General features: G+C 77.1%; 18 protein-coding genes and 1 pseudogene. 7 read left to right on the forward strand and 12 right to left on the reverse strand.

Annotated features, from left to right (window positions below; translation table 11 throughout):
- Positions 1-19: 19 nt before the first annotated feature.
- Positions 20-238 carry a hypothetical protein gene (locus tag SK069_RS13565; RefSeq protein ID WP_319954782.1) on the forward strand — a complete coding sequence of 73 codons (219 nt, stop codon included), beginning with the start codon at positions 20-22 and terminating at the stop codon, positions 236-238.
- A gap of 19 nt (positions 239-257) precedes the next feature.
- Here the strand turns inward: SK069_RS13565 and cobA are convergent, their stop codons facing one another.
- From cobA to SK069_RS13600, 7 genes and pseudogenes are all read right to left on the reverse strand, one after another.
- Positions 258-1,805 (reverse strand): uroporphyrinogen-III C-methyltransferase, encoded by a 1,548-nt coding sequence (gene cobA, locus SK069_RS13570; protein ID WP_319954783.1) that lies wholly within the window; start codon positions 1,803-1,805, stop codon positions 258-260.
- Between the two features lie 46 nt (positions 1,806-1,851).
- A complete protein-coding gene (hemC, locus tag SK069_RS13575; protein WP_319954784.1) occupies positions 1,852-2,781 on the reverse strand; it encodes a hydroxymethylbilane synthase in 930 nt (309 codons plus the stop codon).
- On the reverse strand, positions 2,778-4,211 hold the full coding sequence (gene hemA / locus SK069_RS13580) for a glutamyl-tRNA reductase (RefSeq protein WP_319954785.1): 1,434 nt from the start codon (positions 4,209-4,211) through the stop codon (positions 2,778-2,780). The genes hemC and hemA overlap by 4 nt, the downstream gene beginning before the upstream one ends.
- Entirely contained in the window at positions 4,211-4,432 is a 222-nt protein-coding gene (locus SK069_RS13585) for a hypothetical protein (RefSeq protein WP_319954786.1), read from the reverse strand. Before SK069_RS13585 ends, hemA begins: the two co-directional genes overlap by 1 nt.
- Positions 4,433-4,447: 15 nt before the next feature.
- Positions 4,448-5,179, reverse strand: coding sequence for a cytochrome c biogenesis protein CcsA (gene ccsA / locus SK069_RS13590; RefSeq protein WP_319954787.1), 732 nt, complete (start codon positions 5,177-5,179; stop codon positions 4,448-4,450).
- Positions 5,180-5,237: 58 nt separating this feature from the next.
- A complete protein-coding gene (locus SK069_RS13595) occupies positions 5,238-5,918 on the reverse strand; it encodes a heme exporter protein CcmB (protein WP_319954788.1) in 681 nt (226 codons plus the stop codon).
- Positions 5,915-6,616: pseudogene (locus SK069_RS13600) on the reverse strand (ATP-binding cassette domain-containing protein); the annotation flags it as partial. The gene SK069_RS13595 and the pseudogene SK069_RS13600, both read right to left, overlap by 4 nt.
- 166 nt (positions 6,617-6,782) lie before the next feature.
- Here SK069_RS13600 and SK069_RS13605 point away from each other — a divergent pair.
- A complete protein-coding gene (locus tag SK069_RS13605; protein WP_319954790.1) occupies positions 6,783-7,037 on the forward strand; it encodes a hypothetical protein in 255 nt (84 codons plus the stop codon).
- Here the strand turns inward: SK069_RS13605 and SK069_RS13610 are convergent, their stop codons facing one another.
- Complete coding sequence (locus SK069_RS13610) at positions 7,038-7,787, reverse strand: precorrin-2 dehydrogenase/sirohydrochlorin ferrochelatase family protein (protein WP_319954791.1); 750 nt, start codon at positions 7,785-7,787, stop codon at positions 7,038-7,040.
- A gap of 113 nt (positions 7,788-7,900) precedes the next feature.
- On the opposite strand from SK069_RS13610, the gene SK069_RS13615 reads away from it, so the two are divergent.
- A complete protein-coding gene (locus SK069_RS13615; protein ID WP_319954792.1) occupies positions 7,901-8,758 on the forward strand; it encodes an oxygenase MpaB family protein in 858 nt (285 codons plus the stop codon).
- Between the two features lie 105 nt (positions 8,759-8,863).
- Here the strand turns inward: SK069_RS13615 and SK069_RS13620 are convergent, their stop codons facing one another.
- The 3 genes from SK069_RS13620 to SK069_RS13630 form a co-directional block, all read right to left on the reverse strand.
- A complete protein-coding gene (locus tag SK069_RS13620; protein WP_319954793.1) occupies positions 8,864-10,036 on the reverse strand; it encodes a pyridoxal phosphate-dependent aminotransferase in 1,173 nt (390 codons plus the stop codon).
- 97 nt (positions 10,037-10,133) lie between these two features.
- Complete coding sequence (locus SK069_RS13625) at positions 10,134-11,114, reverse strand: CAP domain-containing protein (protein ID WP_319954794.1); 981 nt, start codon at positions 11,112-11,114, stop codon at positions 10,134-10,136.
- An 89-nt stretch (positions 11,115-11,203) separates the two neighbouring features.
- Complete coding sequence (locus SK069_RS13630; RefSeq protein WP_319954795.1) at positions 11,204-12,568, reverse strand: AAA family ATPase; 1,365 nt, start codon at positions 12,566-12,568, stop codon at positions 11,204-11,206.
- A gap of 95 nt (positions 12,569-12,663) precedes the next feature.
- On the opposite strand from SK069_RS13630, the gene SK069_RS13635 reads away from it, so the two are divergent.
- From SK069_RS13635 to SK069_RS13650, 4 genes are all read left to right on the forward strand, one after another.
- Positions 12,664-12,900 (forward strand): FitA-like ribbon-helix-helix domain-containing protein, encoded by a 237-nt coding sequence (locus SK069_RS13635; protein WP_319954796.1) that lies wholly within the window; start codon positions 12,664-12,666, stop codon positions 12,898-12,900.
- Positions 12,897-13,292 (forward strand): type II toxin-antitoxin system VapC family toxin, encoded by a 396-nt coding sequence (locus tag SK069_RS13640; RefSeq protein ID WP_319954797.1) that lies wholly within the window; start codon positions 12,897-12,899, stop codon positions 13,290-13,292. The genes SK069_RS13635 and SK069_RS13640 overlap by 4 nt, the downstream gene beginning before the upstream one ends.
- Before the next feature lie 62 nt (positions 13,293-13,354).
- Entirely contained in the window at positions 13,355-14,692 is a 1,338-nt protein-coding gene (locus tag SK069_RS13645; protein WP_319954798.1) for a M20/M25/M40 family metallo-hydrolase, read from the forward strand.
- 41 nt (positions 14,693-14,733) lie between these two features.
- Positions 14,734-15,327, forward strand: coding sequence for an NYN domain-containing protein (locus SK069_RS13650; RefSeq protein ID WP_319954799.1), 594 nt, complete (start codon positions 14,734-14,736; stop codon positions 15,325-15,327).
- A gap of 45 nt (positions 15,328-15,372) precedes the next feature.
- On the opposite strand, the gene SK069_RS13655 is transcribed toward SK069_RS13650, so the two are convergent.
- Positions 15,373-16,308, reverse strand: coding sequence for a hypothetical protein (locus SK069_RS13655; RefSeq protein ID WP_319954800.1), 936 nt, complete (start codon positions 16,306-16,308; stop codon positions 15,373-15,375).
- Positions 16,309-16,366: the final 58 nt, after the last annotated feature.

Consider the following 16,366-nt stretch of genomic DNA (forward strand, 5'->3'; position numbering starts at 1 on the left):
CGACGGGTACCCACCGTGCATGGAGCACGACCACGGCGACGAGCAGCAGGAGCGCTTCGCGGAGGCGGTGCGCCGCAAGGCGGAGGACGCGGAGGCCGCGTCCCGGGCCCCGCACGAGGAGCACCCCGGCGACGGCCCGGTCAGCGGAGCGCAGCGCACGGACGGCAGCGCGGACGCCCAGGGCGTGCGGCCCGCGGGCCAGAAGGGCGGCGGCGCGGCGCGGCGCTGGAGCGGCTGACGGGCCCGCGGAGCGGGCCTCAGAACGGGCCGCGCCGGGCGACGACCGGCCGCTCGGCGGCGTCCGCCACCAGCGCGTCGACGAGGCCGTCGAGGTTCGCCTGCTCCGCCTCGACCGCCGGGGCGATGCCGAGCTCGACGAGCGCCTCGGTCGTCACCGGGCCGATCGACACCGGACGCGGGCCGTCGGCGCCGGGCAGGCCGCCGGCCTCGGCCAGGAAGCGCGCCGTCGAGGCCGACGTGAACGTCACGTAGTCGCAGCCGGCGATCGCGTCGAGGTCGTCGGAGCCCAGCGGCTCGGCGACCGTCTCGTACGCCGCGAGGTCGGTGACCTCGATGCCCGCCGCGCGCAGCCCGTCGGGCAGCGCGTCGCCCGCCGCGGCCGCGCGGAAGAGCAGCGCCTTCGGCGCCCCGTGCTCGATCGTCCGCGACCACGACGGCTGCGTCGCGCCGAGCAGCGCCGCGAGGGCCTCGCCGGTGAAGGTCTCCGGGACGACGTCGGGACGCAGGCCGACGGCGCGCAGCGCGCGTGCGGTGCCGGGCCCGACCGCGGCGAGCGTCGTGCCGTAGAGATCGCGACCGTCGCGGTCGGACCGCAGGAGCGCCGCCATGAGCTCGCGGGCGCCGTTGGGCGAGGTCACCGCGACGTACGCGTAGGGCGCGAGATCGGGCAGCTGCGCCTCGAGCGAGCGGGTCCGAATGGTGGGCGTCTCCACGACGTCGGCGCCGAGGGCGCGCAGCCGGCGGGCGAGCCCGGACGCCTGCGCGCGCGCCCGCGTGACCGCGACGCGCCGGCCGAAGAGCGGTCGCTCCTCGAACCAGCGCAGCTCCTCGCGCAGCGCCGCGACCGACCCCACGACCGTCACCGCCGGGGCCTGGATGCCGGCCTCCTCGGCGCGCGCCGCGATGTCGGCGAGCGTCCCGACCACGACCCGCTGGCCGGGCGTGGTGCCCGACTGGACGACCGCGACCGGCTCGTCGGCCGGGCGACCCGCCGCGACGAGCGACTCCGCGATCCGCGGCAGCCGGCGCACGCCCATGTAGAAGACGAGCGTCCCGGGGAAGCGCGCCAGGCCCTCCCAGTCGATCGTCGACTCCGGCTTGCGCGGATCCTCGTGGCCGGTGACGAACGCGACGCCCGGCGCGTGCTCGCGGTGCGTCACCGGCACGCCCGCGTACGCCGGCCCGGCGATGCCGGCGGTCACGCCCGGCACGACCTCGTACGGGATGCCGCGAGCCCGCAGGCGCTGCGCCTCCTCCCCGCCGCGGCCGAAGACGAACGGGTCGCCGCCCTTCAGCCGCACGACGGAGCGGCCGGCGAGCGCGTGCTCGACGAGCAGCGCCTCCGTCTCGGCCTGCGGCACCTGCTTGCCGCCGCCGCGCTTGCCGACGTCGATGAGCTCGGCGTCCGGCCGGGCCCCGTCGAGCGCCGTCGGCGGGATCAGCTGGTCGTGGAGCACGACGTCGGCGGTGGCGACGAGCTCGAGCGCACGCGCCGTCATGAGGCCCGGGTCGCCGGGTCCGGCCCCGACGAGGTGGACGGTGCCCGGGGTGATCTCGTCGGTCATGGCTGAGGATGCGATCGGGGGACGGTGGTCGGCGCGGGGCGGGAGGTCACTCCGCCGCCTCCCGCAGCGGCGCCGGCGCCTGCTCGAACGACGCGGCGAGGATGTCGTCCGCGCCGGCCGCCCGCAGCCGCTGGGCGAGCAGGGCGCCGAGCGCCTCCGGATCGTCGCCGTCGCGCTGGTCGACGGCCCAGTCGCCGCCGTCCGGCGTGCCGACGAACCCCCGCAGGCGCAGCGCCTCGCCGCCGGGCACGCGTGTCGCGTGCGCGCCGACGGCGCTCGTGCAGTCCGCGCCCAGGGCGCGGGCAAGGGCGCGCTCGGCGGTGAGGCAGCGGCCGGTCTCGGCGTCGTGGACGAGCGCGGCCGCGGCCGCCGCCTCCGGATCGCCCGTGCGGCCCTGCAGCGCGACGACGCCCTGGCCGGGGGCGGGCACGAACGTCGGGCCGGTGAGCGCGACGGCGGGCTCCGGCGCGCGGCCGAGCCGCTCGAGCCCGGCCGCGGCGAGCACGATCGCGTCGAGGCGGGCGGCGCCCGCATCGGCCAGGCGCGCGATGCGGGTGTCGACGTTGCCGCGGATCTCGACGACCTCGACGTCGCGGCGCGCGGCGCGCAGCTGGGCCGCGCGGCGCAGGCTGGCGGTGCCGATCCGCGCGCCCCTCGGCAGGTCCTCGAGCGTCGGCGCGCCGATCAGGACGTCGGCCGTGGCCGCGCGTCGCGGGCAGCCGAGCAGGGCGGTGTCCGCGGCGAGCGCGGCCGGGACGTCCTTCGCCGAGTGGACGGCGAGGTCGATCTGCTCGGCGACGAGCGCCCGCTCGAGCTCGCCCGTCCACTTCGCCTTGTCCGGCGCGGCGCGGTCGCGGTCGCCCGTCGTGACGAGCTCGACGATCGCGACCTCGAGCCCCGCGGCGCGCAAAGCGTCGCCGACGGCCCCGGCCTGCGCCAGGGCGAGCGGGCTGCGGCGCGTCCCGAGCCGGATCACGAGCGCTGCGCGCGACGCTCGGCCAGCGGCCGCACGTTGTCGGGCACCGAGCCCGCGGGCCGCGACGTCCCGGCGCCCCCGACCATCCCGCCGCCGGCGGCCGCGCGGGCACCCGCGTGGGCGCGCCGCGTCTCGACGTCCGCCGCGTGGGCGTCCGGATCGTCGAGGCCGAAGAGCTCGCGCAGCAGCTCGATCTGGCCGTGGGCATCGCCGTCGCGGTGCTTCAGGCGGACGGTCGGCTCGTGGAGCAGCCGCTGGACGACGGTCCGCGCCAGGCGCTCGGCACGCGCGAGGTCGTCGTCGGACGCGCTCTCCCAGCGGCCCGCGTTCTCCGCGACGACGGCGTCGACGATCTGGTTCGCGCGGCCGCGGAGGTCCGCGATCGTCGGCGTGACGTCGAGCTGGCCCATCCAGCGGGCGAAGCGGAGGATCTCCTCCTCCACGATGCCGGTCGCGCGCTCGGCCTCCTCGCCGCGATCGGCGAGGTTGCGCGCGACGACCGCCTGGAGGTCGTCCATGTCGTAGACGGCGACGCCCTCGACGGCGGCGCAGTCGGGGTCGACGTCGCGCGGGACGGCGATGTCGATGAGCACGAGCGGCCGATCGTCGCCCTCCGCGCGGCGGCGCCGCATGACGTCCTCGAGCGCGTCGCGCTCGATCACGGGGTGCGGCGAGGCCGTCGACGTGACGACGATGTCCGCCGCGCGCAGCTGGTCGGGCAGGGCGTCGAGGCTGCCGACGCGCCCGCCGAAGCGCTCCGCCAGCGACGCGGCGCGATCGGCGTGGCGATTGGAGACGAACAGCGTCTGCACGCCGCGGGCGACGAGCGCCTGCGCGGTGAGCTCGGCCGTCTCGCCGGCGCCGACGATCACGACGTCGCGGTCCTCGAGCGCGCCGACGACGCCGGCGGCGAGGTCGACGGCGACCGAGGCGACGCTCGTGCGCCGCTCGGCGATCCGCGTCTCGCTGCGCACGCGCTTGCCGGTCCGCAGCGCGGCCTCGAACAGGCGGCTCAGCAGCGGGCCGGTCGTGCCGAGACGACGCGCGTGCTCGTAGCTGCGCCGGACCTGCCCCTGGATCTCGTACTCGCCGATGATCATCGAGTCCAGGCCCGACACGACGCGGTAGAGGTGACGCGCCGCGTCGCAGTTGCGTGGCGAGTAGACGAGCCCGGCGAGCTCGATCGGGCGGATGCGCGAGAGCTCGGCGAACCGCGTCAGCAGCTCGGACTCGGCGCGGACCGGATCGCCGACGACGAGGTACGCCTCGGCCCGGTTGCAGGTCGAGACCGCGGCCGCCTCGTGGACGTCGTCCAGCGCGATCAGCTCGTGGAGCAGCCGCTCGGTCTGTCCGTCGGTCAGGGCCAGCCGCTCGCGCACGCCGACCGGAGCGGTCTTGTGCGAGATCCCGAGGACGAGCAGCTCGTGCATCAGGCCGTCTCGTGCTCGCGGGCGGGCGTCGACGACGCCTCGTCGGGCGCGGCGGTGCGGCGCTCGAGCGCGTCGAGGCGCTCCGCCGCGCCGCGGACGCGGAAGGCGATGATCGCCAGGTAGACGAGCAGGACGAGCGTCGCGGCGATCACCGCAGCGACGACGTAGCCGGGGCTGCCGTCGTCGGCCTGGGCGAGGAGGGTGAGGGCGGTGGGCGACACGAGCGGGTTCCTGGATTACAGCGTGACCGGCGACGAGGAACGGGCGACCGGCGGGACGGCGTCCTCGCCCTCGACCCGACGCTGCAGCGCGCGCAGGCGGATCCGGGTGCTCTTGTGGACGAGCTCGAGGTGCCAGAGGGTGACGAGCAGCGCGCCGATCGCCAGGACCGAGAGCCCGAACGCGAGGCCGGCGCTGCCCGGGAGGTTCGAGCCCGGGTCGTTCAGCGGCTGGGGGTGCAGGACGTTCGTCGTCATCCGCACGACGCCGAAGCAGACCGGGGCGAAGAAGCCGGCCGCGACCGCGAAGACCGACGCGGTGCGCGCCTGGCGCTCCGGGTCCTCGATCGCGAAGCGCATCGGCTGGTACGTCGCGTAGAGCAGGAAGATGATGAGGAAGGTGACGAGGACCGGCTCGCCCCAGTCCCACCAGGCGCCCCAGGCGGCCTTGCCCCAGATCGCGCCGGTGATGAGCGAGATCGCGCAGAACACCTGCCCGAGGTGGACCGCGACGTACGCCTTCAGGTCGTCGAGCGGGCGGTCCGAGCTCAGGTGCTTCCACCCGAAGACCGCGCCGGCGACGAACGACGCGAGCGTCAGGATCGCGAACGCCGGGTGCAGGTAGGTCAGGCGCTGCCGGATGCCCTCCGTCTGGTCCGTCGGCGCGACGGCGACGGACACCACGACCCAGACCACCACCAGCACGGTGGTGACGATCGTCAGCGGGAGGAGGCGACGGGCGTGGGACATCGCGAGGAGCGCGAGGGGGGCCGGACGGGACGACCGGAGCGGGCGGAGGAGCGCCCGCTCAGTCCTCGACGATCCCCTCGGAGACCGCCCAGCCGACCAGCAGGAACACCAGATCATAGAGCGCCAGGGCCAGCCACCACCGCCCGTCCACCACGCCGGGATCCGCGCGCAGCAGCGGACCGATCGCCTCGGACGCGATCGCGATGGCCGGGATCGTCAGCGGGACGCCCAGGAGCGGCACGAGCAGCTCGCGCGAGCGGGCCGCCGCGGCGATCGCCCCGACGACCGCGCCGACCGCCGCGATGCCGAGGTCGACGAGCACCAGGACGAGCACGACCTGCGCGAGCTCGCCGGCGCCGGGCGCGCTCGAGAGCAGGAGAAACGCGAAGAGCGGCAGCGCGACGGCGTGCAGCGCGAGCAGGAACGTCCACAGCGCCAGCGCCTTGGCGAGCACGAGCGCGGCGGGCGACGCCGGCGTCAGCCGGTACGCGTCGAGCTGCCCCTCGTCCTGCTCGGCCGTCCACAGCCGCCCGATCCCCAGGAGCGCCGCGAGCAGCGTCGTGACGAGCAGGACGCCGGCCGCCAGCGGCCCGTCGATCGAGCCGTCCTGCAGCCCGAAGCGGTAGAGGACGAACGCCCCGACGCTGAAGAGGAGCATCGTCGGCAGCACCTGCGGCGCGCGGCGCTCGCGCCGCCACTCGAGGGCGAGGACCGTCCGGACGTCGGCGCGGGCGCTCACCGGTAGAGCGCCCCGATCTCGGCGTCGGTGACGTCGGCGGGCCGCGCCAGCAGCGCGAGCGCCCCGCCCCGCAGCCCGACGACGAGGTCGGACTCCGCCAGCGCCGCCTCCGGATCGTGGCCGGCCACGATCCGGGTCCGCGGACCCGCGGCGCCGAACCGCGAGCGCGGCGCGGGACCCAGCAGGGCACCGAGGCGCTCGGCGGCGACGGGGTCGAGGTTCGCCAGCGGCTCGTCGAGCAGCAGCAGCTCGGGGTCGCCGAGCAGCGCGGCGGCCGCCGCCGCGCGCTGGGTCAGCCCGCGCGACAGCGCCGCGACCGGGTACGCCGCCCGTCCCACGAGATCGGTCGCCTCCAGCAGCGCGTCGATCCGGGCGGGCGTCGCCGCCTCCCCCCCGAGCAGGCGCCCGCGGTGCACGAGGTTCTCCCGGACGGTCAGGTCGCGCAGCAGCAGCGGCTCGTGCGCGAGGACGCCGATCCGTCCCTTCACCGCCGCCCGCTCCCGCGGCAGCGCGTGGCCGAGCACGCGGCACCCGCCGCGGCTCGGTCGCAGCAGGCCGGCGAGGACGCGCAGGAGCGTCGACTTGCCGGCCCCGTTGGGCCCGAGCAACGCGACCGTCGCGCCCCGCGGCACGGCGAGCGTCAGGTCGCGCAGCACGAGCCGCTCGCCGCGACGGCGGACGAGCCCGTCGAGCGCGACGGCGTCGGTGGGCTCGTCGGGCATCGGACCGCAGAGCCTACGACCGGGCCGGCGCGAGGACCCGCCCGGCCGGGACGCGGCGGCGGCGCGGGCGCCCGGACGATCGTCCGCGGCGCGGCGTCCGAGCGGCGCGGCGCCATCGCGGGAGGGCGCGTACCCTTGCGCCATGGCTGAGACCGCGCCGGACGAGCCCCGCGTCCGCGGCCCCTTCTTCTGGATCTGCGTCCTCGTCCTCGTCGAGATGGTCGCCTGGACGATCCTCAGCCGGATCGTCAGCGAGACGCTGAGCACCGTGCTGGCGCTCGTGCTCGGCATCGCGCTCGTCGTCCTGCTGCGCGAGCGGATCTGGGGCGCCGACTGGAAGCAGCGCTTCGCCGCCGCGCGGGACGCCGAGCCGCCGACGCGGCGCCGGCGCGGCTGATCAGGCCTGCTGGAGCTGGGCCTCGGCGGCGCGACGGGCGTCGGCGACGATCGCGTGCAGCTCGTCCTCGCGCCCCTCGCGCAGCAGCGCGATCGGGTCCGGGTCGCCGTTGACGATCCCCTCGAAGAACGCCTTGCGGTCCTGGTAGGTGGGCAGCGTGCCCTTCGCCCAGCCGCGGGTGTCGTTGAGGATGACGGCCAGGCGGGCGTACTCCTCGCCGAACATGCCGCTGATCTCGTCCTTCATCCGCTTGGCGAGCGCGGGCGAGGCGCCGGCGGTCGAGATCGCGATCGCCAGGGGACCGGTGCGCACGATCGCCGGGAGGATGAAGTTGCAGAGCGGCGGGACGTCGACGATGTTCGCGAGCATCGCGCGGCGCTCGGCGTCCTCGAAGATCCGGATGTTCGTGTCCGTGTCGTCCGTGCAGGCGATGACGAGGAACTTGCCCTCGAGGTCGCTCGGCTCGTACTCGCGCTTGAGCCAGACGACGGAGCCCTCCTCCGCGAGCCGCTCGACCTCGGGCAGCACCTCGGGCGAGACGACCACGACGTTGGCGTCGCAGGCCAGCAGGCCCTCGGTCTTCTCGAGCCCGAGCTCCCCGCCGCCGACGACGAGCCCGACGCGGTCGCGCAGCTTCAGGCACGCGATGTAGAAGGGCGTGTCGAGCATGTCCTGCACGCAGGTCTGGTCGCAGATCCCGCGCTTGAACTGGCACACGCACTCCTTCCCGGGGTAGGCGGCAGCAGGCATGGCCCCAAGGGTAGACCGTCGGCGCGGGGAGCTCGCCGCGCCGACGGGTCGCCGCCCGAGAGCCCCCGCCTGCCGCGGGCGACGGGCACGGCGAGCTACCGTCGGCAGGGACGATGGACGGACGCTCCCCCCTTGCGGCGCCCCACGCCAGCCCGGACGGCCTCTTCGACGACCACGCGATGATCCGCCGCGTGCACCGCGAGCGGCTCGTGATGCTGCACGGTCCGCGGGCGCTGCTCCTGCAGGCCGCCCACCCGCTGGCGTTCCGCGGGTTCTGGTCGGCGACGGAGGTGCAGGAGACGGCGCTGGCCCAGGCGCGGCTGCGGCGCACCGCCGAGGCGATGGCCACCGCGGTGTTCGGCAGCGCGAGCGACGCCGAGCGGATGGGCGAGCGGATCCGCGCGGTGCACGCCCGGATCGGCGGCCGACTGAGCGAGGCGGCCGGCCCGTGGCCGGCGGGCACGCGGTGGCGGGCCGACGACCCGGAGCTCCTGCTCTGGATCCTCGCGGCCCTCGTGGACTCCGCGATGCTCGTCCACGACCGCTTCGTGCGTCCCCTGCGGCCGGAGGAGCGCGCGGCGTTCTGGCGCGACTACCGCGTCGTGGGCGAGCTCTTCGGGCTCGACTCGTCCGCCGTGCCGCGCACCATCGGGGCGTTCGACGCGTACGTCGCCGAGACCCTCGCGTCGGACCGGATGGTGGTCCTGCCGGAGGCGCGCGAGGCCGCGCGGCGGATCGTGCTCGACCCGCCCGTGCCGCCGGCCCTGCGCCCTGCGGTCGAGGTCGCGAACCTCGTGACGGCGACGCTCCTGCCGCGAGGGCTGCGACGCGCGTTCGGCCTGCGCACGCCGCCGGGGACCGGCTTGGCGACCGGCGCGCTGGCGACGTGGTCGCGGCACGTGCTGCGCCCGGTGCTGCCGACGGGCCTGGCGTGGACGCCGCACGGCTCGCCGGCCCCGCTGGCGGCCTGAGCCGCGCCGCGACGACCGCCGGGGCGAGCCCGCCGCCACGGACGCGCCACCCCGCTCGCGCGCGGGCGGTCCGGACCGGCCCAGCGGTCGAGGCCCGCGCTGCGGTCAGCCCCAGGCGGCGATCCGGTCCAGGCCCTCGCGCAGGATCGCCTCCTCCGCGGCGTAGGAGAGGCGGACCCAGCGGCGGCCGTGAACGGCGTCGAAGTCGCTGCCGGGCGTCAGCGCGACGCCGGTCTCCTCGAGCAGCGCAGCGCACCAGGCGACGCTGTCGTCCAGTCCGCGCGCGTCGAGCCGCTCGCCGATCTCGGCGTAGAGGTAGAACGCCCCGTCGGCCGGCGCGGTGGCGCCCCAGCCGAGCGCCGGCAGGCGGTCCAGCAGCAGGCCGCGCAGCTCGCGGTAGCGCTCCGCGGCCCGGTCCTGCTCGGCGTACGCGGCCGGGGAGAACGCCTCGAGCGCCGCGAGCTGGGGCAGCGTCGGCGGGCAGAGCGCGAGGTTGCCCGCGAGCGCGTCGACGGCACCGACGAGCGTCTCCGGCAGCAGCGCCCAGCCGAGGCGCCAGCCGGTCATCCCCCAGTACTTCGAGAACGAGGAGACGACGATCGCGCGGTCGTCGCGCTCCCAGGCGCTGCGCGCCTCGATCGTCCCGGCCGTGATGCCGTGGTAGATCTCGTCGCTGACGAGCGTCGCGCCGTGGTCGGCGCACCAGGCGCCGAGCGCGTCGAGCTCGGCGCCGTCGACCATGCTCCCGGTCGGGTTGGCGGGCGAGGCCACGACGACGCCGCGCAGGGGGCCGCCCGTCGCGACCGCGGCGTCCAGCAGCGCGGGCGTCGGCTGGTAGCGCTCGTCGGGGCCGGCGGGCAGCTCGACGACCTCGCAGCCGAGCGCGCGCAGGATGTTGCGGTACGCGGGGTAGCCCGGCCGCGCCAGCGCGACCCGGTCGCCCGGCGCGAACGCCGCGAGGAACGCGAGCACGAACGCCCCGGACGACCCGGTCGTGACGGCGACCCGCTCCGGATCGACCGCGACGCCGTACCAGCGCGCGTAGTGGCCCGCGATCGCGCGGCGCAGGGCCGGGAGGCCGAGCGCCGGCGTGTAGCCGAGCGGCGCGCCGCCGGCCAGCAGCGCCGCGGCCCGCTCGCGCACCGCCGCGGGCTCGCCGCCCCCGGGCTCGCCGGCGCAGAGCGAGAACACCGGCCGACCCGCGTCGCGGCGGCGCTGGACCGCGTCGAGGACCTCCATCACGGCGAACGGCGGCACCTGCGAGCGCGACGAGGGCATGGCGCGATGGTGACGCACCCGCCCCGTCGCCCGCGGTCGCACGGCCCTCCTCGCCCGGGCGGGCGGCCCGGGCCGGTGTCGCGGCGGCGCTCGGGACTCAGCGGACGGTCACGACGGTGACGCGCACGCGACCGCGGCCCGCGGGAGCCCGGAGCGTCGCCCGGTAGGCCCCCGACGCGCGAACCGCCACCCGAGCCGACCGGCTGCGGGTCCCGCGCGCGAGCCGGACGCGCACGCGCTTCGTCGCACCCCGCGGGGTCACGCGGCCCGTGATCCGGTACCGGCCGCCGCTGAGCCGGCGGAGCTTCGAGGTGACCCGCACCCGCGGGGGCGTGCCCGACCCTGCCCCGGGGGCCGCGCTCGACCCGCCGGCGCCGGGCGTCGTGTCGGAGCCGGACGTCCCGGCGCCGGGGGTCGTCGTGCCCGCGCCCTCGGGGGTCACGAGATCCGAGAAGCTCCGCGCGTTGCAGCCGTCGATCGCGGCCTGCGACGCCGGCGTGATCGTCGTCGGCGTGCGGGCGCCGAAGCTCTGCGTCCAGACCGGCGGCCACATCGAGCCGGCGCGCGGGCCGGTCGCGATCCCGACGCCGAGCTCGGTGGAGGAGCTGCGGAGCATGTTCACGCAGTGCCCGGGGCTGCGCAGCCACTGCAGCACCGTCCGGCGGGCGGTGTCGTTGCCCATGGCGATGTTCTCGCCGAGGCGCGTCCACGGCGCGTAGCCGGCGGCCGCGGCACGGTCGGCGATCGTCGCGCCGTGCGGCGCGGGCGCCGGCGCGGTGTGGTCGAAGTACCGCCGGGCGAGCATGTCGTCGCTGTGGCGCTGGGCCCCGAGCTCCAGCGCCGGGTGCTGCGCCAGCGGCGCGACGCCGCGGGCCACGCGCTCGTTGTTCACGAGGCAGAGGACCGCGGCACGCAGCTGCGGGACGTTCGCGCTCGTCGCGGGGAGGTCGGCGTCCGCGCAGCCCGACGGCGTGCCCTGGGCCGCGGCCGGACCGGCCAGCGCCAGGCCGAGCACGACGCCGAGCGCCGCGGCGCGGCCGGCCGGGCGGGACGTGGGGCGCGCGATGCGGAGGACCATGCTCGACGTGCATCGTCGCCCCCGTCGTCGCGCCCGCGCCGCCTCGTCGCCCGTGGACGGACGTCGCACGTCCCACCGCCGGACGGTGCTCACGGCGTCCGCCCGCGCGCGCGGCGGGCCGCCGCGAGCCGCTCCAGCAGCACCTGCTCGTGCTCCGCGGGCCGGAGGAACCGGTGGTCGGCCGCGGCGAGCTCGTCGGGCAGCAGCTCCTGCGCGCTGTAGCCGCCCGGCCGGTCGTGGGGGTAGTCGTAGTCCTGCGGCCGCGCGCCGTCGGAGAGCCGCCCGCGCAGGTAGGGCGGCGGGGCCTGGACCCCGTGCTGCTCGACGTGGTCGAGCGCCTCGTTGATCGCCCGGTACGCGGCGCTCGACTTGCCGGCGAGCGCCAGGCGGATCGTCACGTGGGAGAGGGCGATGCGGCACTCCGGCATGCCGATCCGGTCGACGACCTCGGCCGCGGCGATCGCCAGCGGCAGCGCCTGCGGATCCGCGAGGCCGACGTCCTCGCTCGCCGAGACGACGAGCCGGCGCGCGATCGTCCGGGGGTCCTCGCCCGCCGCGAGCATCCCGGCGAGGTAGTAGACGGCCGCGTCGGGATCGCTGCCCCGGATCGACTTGATGTAGGCCGACAGCAGGTCGTGCGGCTGGTCCGGGCCGGCGGCGATCACCGAGCGGTCCAGGGCGCCGGAGACCTCGCGGGCGGTGATCGTCAGGCGCAGCCCCTCGCCGGTGGCCTCGGCCGACGGGCGCGCCAGGCCGGCCGCCGCCTCGAGCGCCCCGAGCGCGGTCCGCGCGTCGCCGGCGCTGCGGGAGGCCAGCAGGGCCAGGGCCTCGGGCTCGGCGCGCACCTCCTCGCCCTCGCGCTCGAGCAGCCGGCGGTCGATCGCGCGCTGCAGGAGCGTCAGGACGTCCGCCTCGCCGAGCGCCCGCAGGCGGTAGATCCGCAGCCGCGAGCGCAGCGCCGGGCTGACCGCGGACCACGGCGGCTCGGTCGTCGCCGCGATGAGCGTGACCAGGCCCTCCTCGACCGCCGGCAGCAGGGCGTCCTGCTGCGTGCGGTTGAAGCGGTGGATCTCGTCGATGAAGAGGACCGTGGGACGGGGCTCCGCCCGGGCCGGGTCGCGTCGGGCGCGCGCCCGCTCGAGCGCCGCGCGGACCTCGGCCTTGCCGGCGTCGACGGCCTGGAGCGCCTCGACCGCCGCCCCGGCGCCCGCGGCGACGATCCGCGCGAGCGTCGTCTTGCCCGACCCGGGCGGGCCGTGGAGGAGCATCGCGTGCGGCCGGCCGGACTCGATCGTCGCCCGCAGCGGCCGGCCCGGCCCGAGGAGCTCCGGCTGGCCGACGACGTCCTCGACCGTCCGCGGGCGCAGGCGCGCGGCGAGCGGCGCGTCGGCCGGCGGCGCGTCGTCGTCGGGCGCGGCGCCGTCGTCGGGGTCGGGGGCGAAGAGGCGATCCACCGCCCCCGGAGGATCGCACCTGCGCCCGGCGGCACCGTCCTGCGCGTCGGCCTCCCCGGGCCGACGCGTGATACCACGGTGATATCGTGCCCTCCGTGGCCAACGTGCACGTCCGCGACCTCCCCGACGCGCTGCACCTCGCGCTGAAGGAGCGCGCCGCGATGGAGGGGCGCTCGGTGAACGAGGTCATCGTCCGCGCGCTGGGACGCGCGGCCGCGCAGCCGACGCCGGCGGAGTTCGCCGCGCGCGTCCGGCGTGCCCAGGACGTGCCTCCGACGCTCACCCCGGACGAGCTGTCGGCCGCGGTCCGCGCCTCGCGCCCGGCACCGTGATCGCGGTCGTCGATGCGAGCGTCGCGCTGGGCACGATCCTCGGCGTTCCCGATGCCGTGGAGCGCTTCGCCGCGGTCGAGGAGGCACACGCTCCGCAGTTCCTCGTCCTCGAGACGATCAACGCGCTGCGTGGGCTCCGGCGCTCCGGCGTCGTCGAGGCGGAGGCGGCCGAGATCGGCATCCAGCTCCTCCACGAGCTGCCCGTGACGCTCTGGGATCACCGCCCGACGATCGACGCCGTGTGGGCACGACGGGACGAGCTCACGGCCTACGACGCCGCCTACCTCGTGACGGCCGAGGCACTCGGCGCGCACCTCGTGACGGCCGACCGCGGCCTCGCCCGACGCGGCCGAGCCGCCCTGGGCCGCGAGCGCGTCGTCCACGTGACGTGAGCCGGTCCGAGCGCGGGCGGCCCCCTGCCGTCGCGCGCCGTGCCCGCCCGTAGCCTGAGGCGATGGGCCACGACCTTCCCTCGGCGACGCCGCTGCTGCAGCAGCTCGTCCGGATCGACACGGTCAACCCGCCCGGGGACGAGCAGCCGGCGGTGGAGCTGTGCGAGCGCGTCCTGCGCGAGGCGGGCTTCGCCACGACGCTCGTGCCGGGCGCGCCGCGCCGACCGAACCTCGTCGCCGAGCTCGCGGCGGCCGATCCCGCCGCGCGCGACGCCGGCCCGGTCCTCGGCCTCCTGAGCCACGTCGACACGGTGCTCGCCGACCCGGTCGACTGGCGGCGCGACCCGTGGGGCGGCGAGCTCGTGGACGGCGAGATCTGGGGCCGCGGCGCGATCGACATGAAGTCGCAGACCGCGGCCGAGATCACCGCGGCGGTCGCGCTGGCGCAGCGCGGCTGGCGCCCGGCGCGCGGGGCGCTGAAGGTCGTCGTCGTCGTCGACGAGGAGGTCGGCGGCTACGAGGGCGCGGTCCGCCTGACGCGCGACCACCCGGACCTCGCGCGCTGCGACTTCCTGCTGAACGAGGGCGGCGGCGCGCCGATGACCGTCGACGGCCGGCGCCACCACGGGGTCGGCGTCGGCGAGAAGGGCCCCGTGCGGTTCGTGCTGCACGCGCGCGGCGAGGCCGCGCACGCCGCCACGCCGGGCCTCGGCGTCAACGCGCTGGAGGTGCTGCTGCCGCTGCTCCGGCGGGTCGTCGCCGCCGACCTGCCCTACGACCTGGCGCCCCCGATCGTCGCGATGCTCGACGGCCTGGGGCTCGACGGCCGCGATCCGGCCGCCAGCTACGCGCGCCTGCGCGCCGACGCGCCCGAGCTCGCCGCCGCGATCGAGCCGATGGGCCGCATCACCTTCAGCCCGACGATCGTGAGCGCTGGACGCAAGCTCAACGTGCTGCCCGCACGCGCCGAGCTGCGCGTGGACTGCCGCGTCCCGCCCGGGATCGACGAGGCCGGCGCGCGCGAGCGGATCCGGGCGGCCCTCGGATGGGGCACCGGCGACGACGTCGCGTGGGACCGCGTCGACCTGGAGTGGACGGAGGCGATCCCGGGCAACAGCTCGCCCGCCGAGAGCCCGCTGATGGACGCCCTGCGCGACTGGCTGCGCCGCGAGGACCCCGACGCGGGGCTCGTGCCGAGCTTCCTGCCCGGCTTCACCGACTCGCGCACCTGGCGCGCCGCCTTCCCGGAGTGCGTCGCCTACGGGTTCTTCCCGCACCGCCACCTCGAGCTGCCGGCCCAGGCCGGGCGGATGCACGCGCGCGACGAGCGGATCGACGAGCGCGACCTCGCGTTCGCCACCCGCTGCTACCACGACGTGATCCTGCGGCTGCTGGGCTGAGCGGCCTGGACCGGCCCCGGCTGCTGCGGGAGGATGGCGGCGTGAGCGACGGACGCGTGCTGCTGGCCTGGGACTCCCCGAACATCGACATGGTGCTCGGGCAGCTCATCCTGCGCCGCAAGCCGACGGGGCGCGAGCGGCCCCGGATCGACGCCCTCGGGGCCTGGCTGCGGGAGCGCGGCGCGGAGGAGGACCTGGCGCTCGAGGCCGCCGTCTTCGCGAACGTCACCGAGCGGACGTTCAACGGGGTCCTCGGATGGGCCGAGGTCGTGCGGCAGTCCGGCTTCCGGATGTTCCTCAAGCCGAAGCTCACCGAGGGCTCCGACGTCGACGAGGACATCCTCGCGCTCGTCCGCCAGCGGGCGGCCGAGGTCGCGCCGGCGCTCCGCGAGGTCGTGCTCATGTCGCACGACGGGATGGCGTTCGCCGAGCTCGCGCGGGAGCTGCTCGCCGACGGGATCCGCGTGACGGCGCTCGTCTTCCCCGAGCACGCCACGCAGCTCGTGAGCGTCGACGGGATCGACGTCGTCGACCTCGAGGACGTCCCCGGCCTGTTCGAGCAGCCGCTGCCGCGCCTGACGTTCGCGACGCTGCCCGCCGAGGGCCGCTGGCTCGAGCCGCTCGGCGACCTGTAGCGGGCCGGCGCCGGGGGCGCGGGGACCGGACGGCCGCGGCCGCCGTCAGCCCTCGAGGCGCTTGCGGCCGCCAGGGAGGCGATCGGCGACGCGGGCGAGCGGGCCGACCGCGCGACCGAGGCTCTCCGCGGCCTGGTGCATGTCGGACACGACGCCCTCCAGGCCGTGCAGCAGCGGCGTCAGGTGCACGAGGTGGTGGTCGATCCCGCGCACCTCCTCCTCGACCGCGCGCACGCGCTCGGGCAGCTCGGGCAGGACGCGGACGGCGTCGACGAGCTCGGGCAGGACGTCGGCGATCTCGGCCAGCCGCTCGACCGGCCCGCCGGGGGCGAGCAGCCGCTCGACGGCGCCCTCCTCCGCCAGCAGGCGGTCCAGGACGCCAGCGGGCTCGATCAGCCGGTGGACGAGGCCGCCGGGCTCCAGCACGCGGTCGAGCGTGCCCTCGCTCGCGGCGAGCCGCTCCACGAGCCCGTTCGGGGCGAAGAGCTGCTCGACGATCCCGTCCTCGTCGAGCACGCGGTCCAGCAGGCCGTCCTCGCGCGTCAGCCGGTCGAGCGGCCCGTCGACGGCGAGCAGGCGGTCCAGCGGGCCGCCGGGGACGAGCAGCCGCTCGAGCGGCCCGTCGAGCCCGATGAGCCGCTCGACCGCACCGCCGTCGGCGAGCAGCCGGTCGAGGGGGCCGTTGCGCGCGAGCAGCCGATCCAGCGGGCCGCCGCCCGAGAGCGCGCGGCCGAGCGGCTTGTCGTCGGCGGTGAGCACCGCGAGCTGCTCGAGTCGCGCGAGCGGGCCCTGCGGATCGGCGAGCCGCGCGAGCTGGTCCAGCGCCCCGCCCGCGGAGAGGATCTCCTGCACGCGCTCGCCGAGCCCGTCCGGGCGACGCAGCGGTCCGCTCGGCGCGAGCGCGTCACCGGTGGCCAGGACGATCCGGCCGGCCGCCACGCCGACGCGGACCGGGAGCAGGGCGAGCGCGAGCGGTCCCATCGGAGCCGACGCTACCCGCCCGGACGGCGGCCGATGCGGGCGCCGGACGGGCCGCCGC

Source organism: Patulibacter brassicae (assembly GCF_033949425.1).
Lineage (GTDB): Bacteria > Actinomycetota > Thermoleophilia > Solirubrobacterales > Solirubrobacteraceae > Patulibacter > Patulibacter brassicae.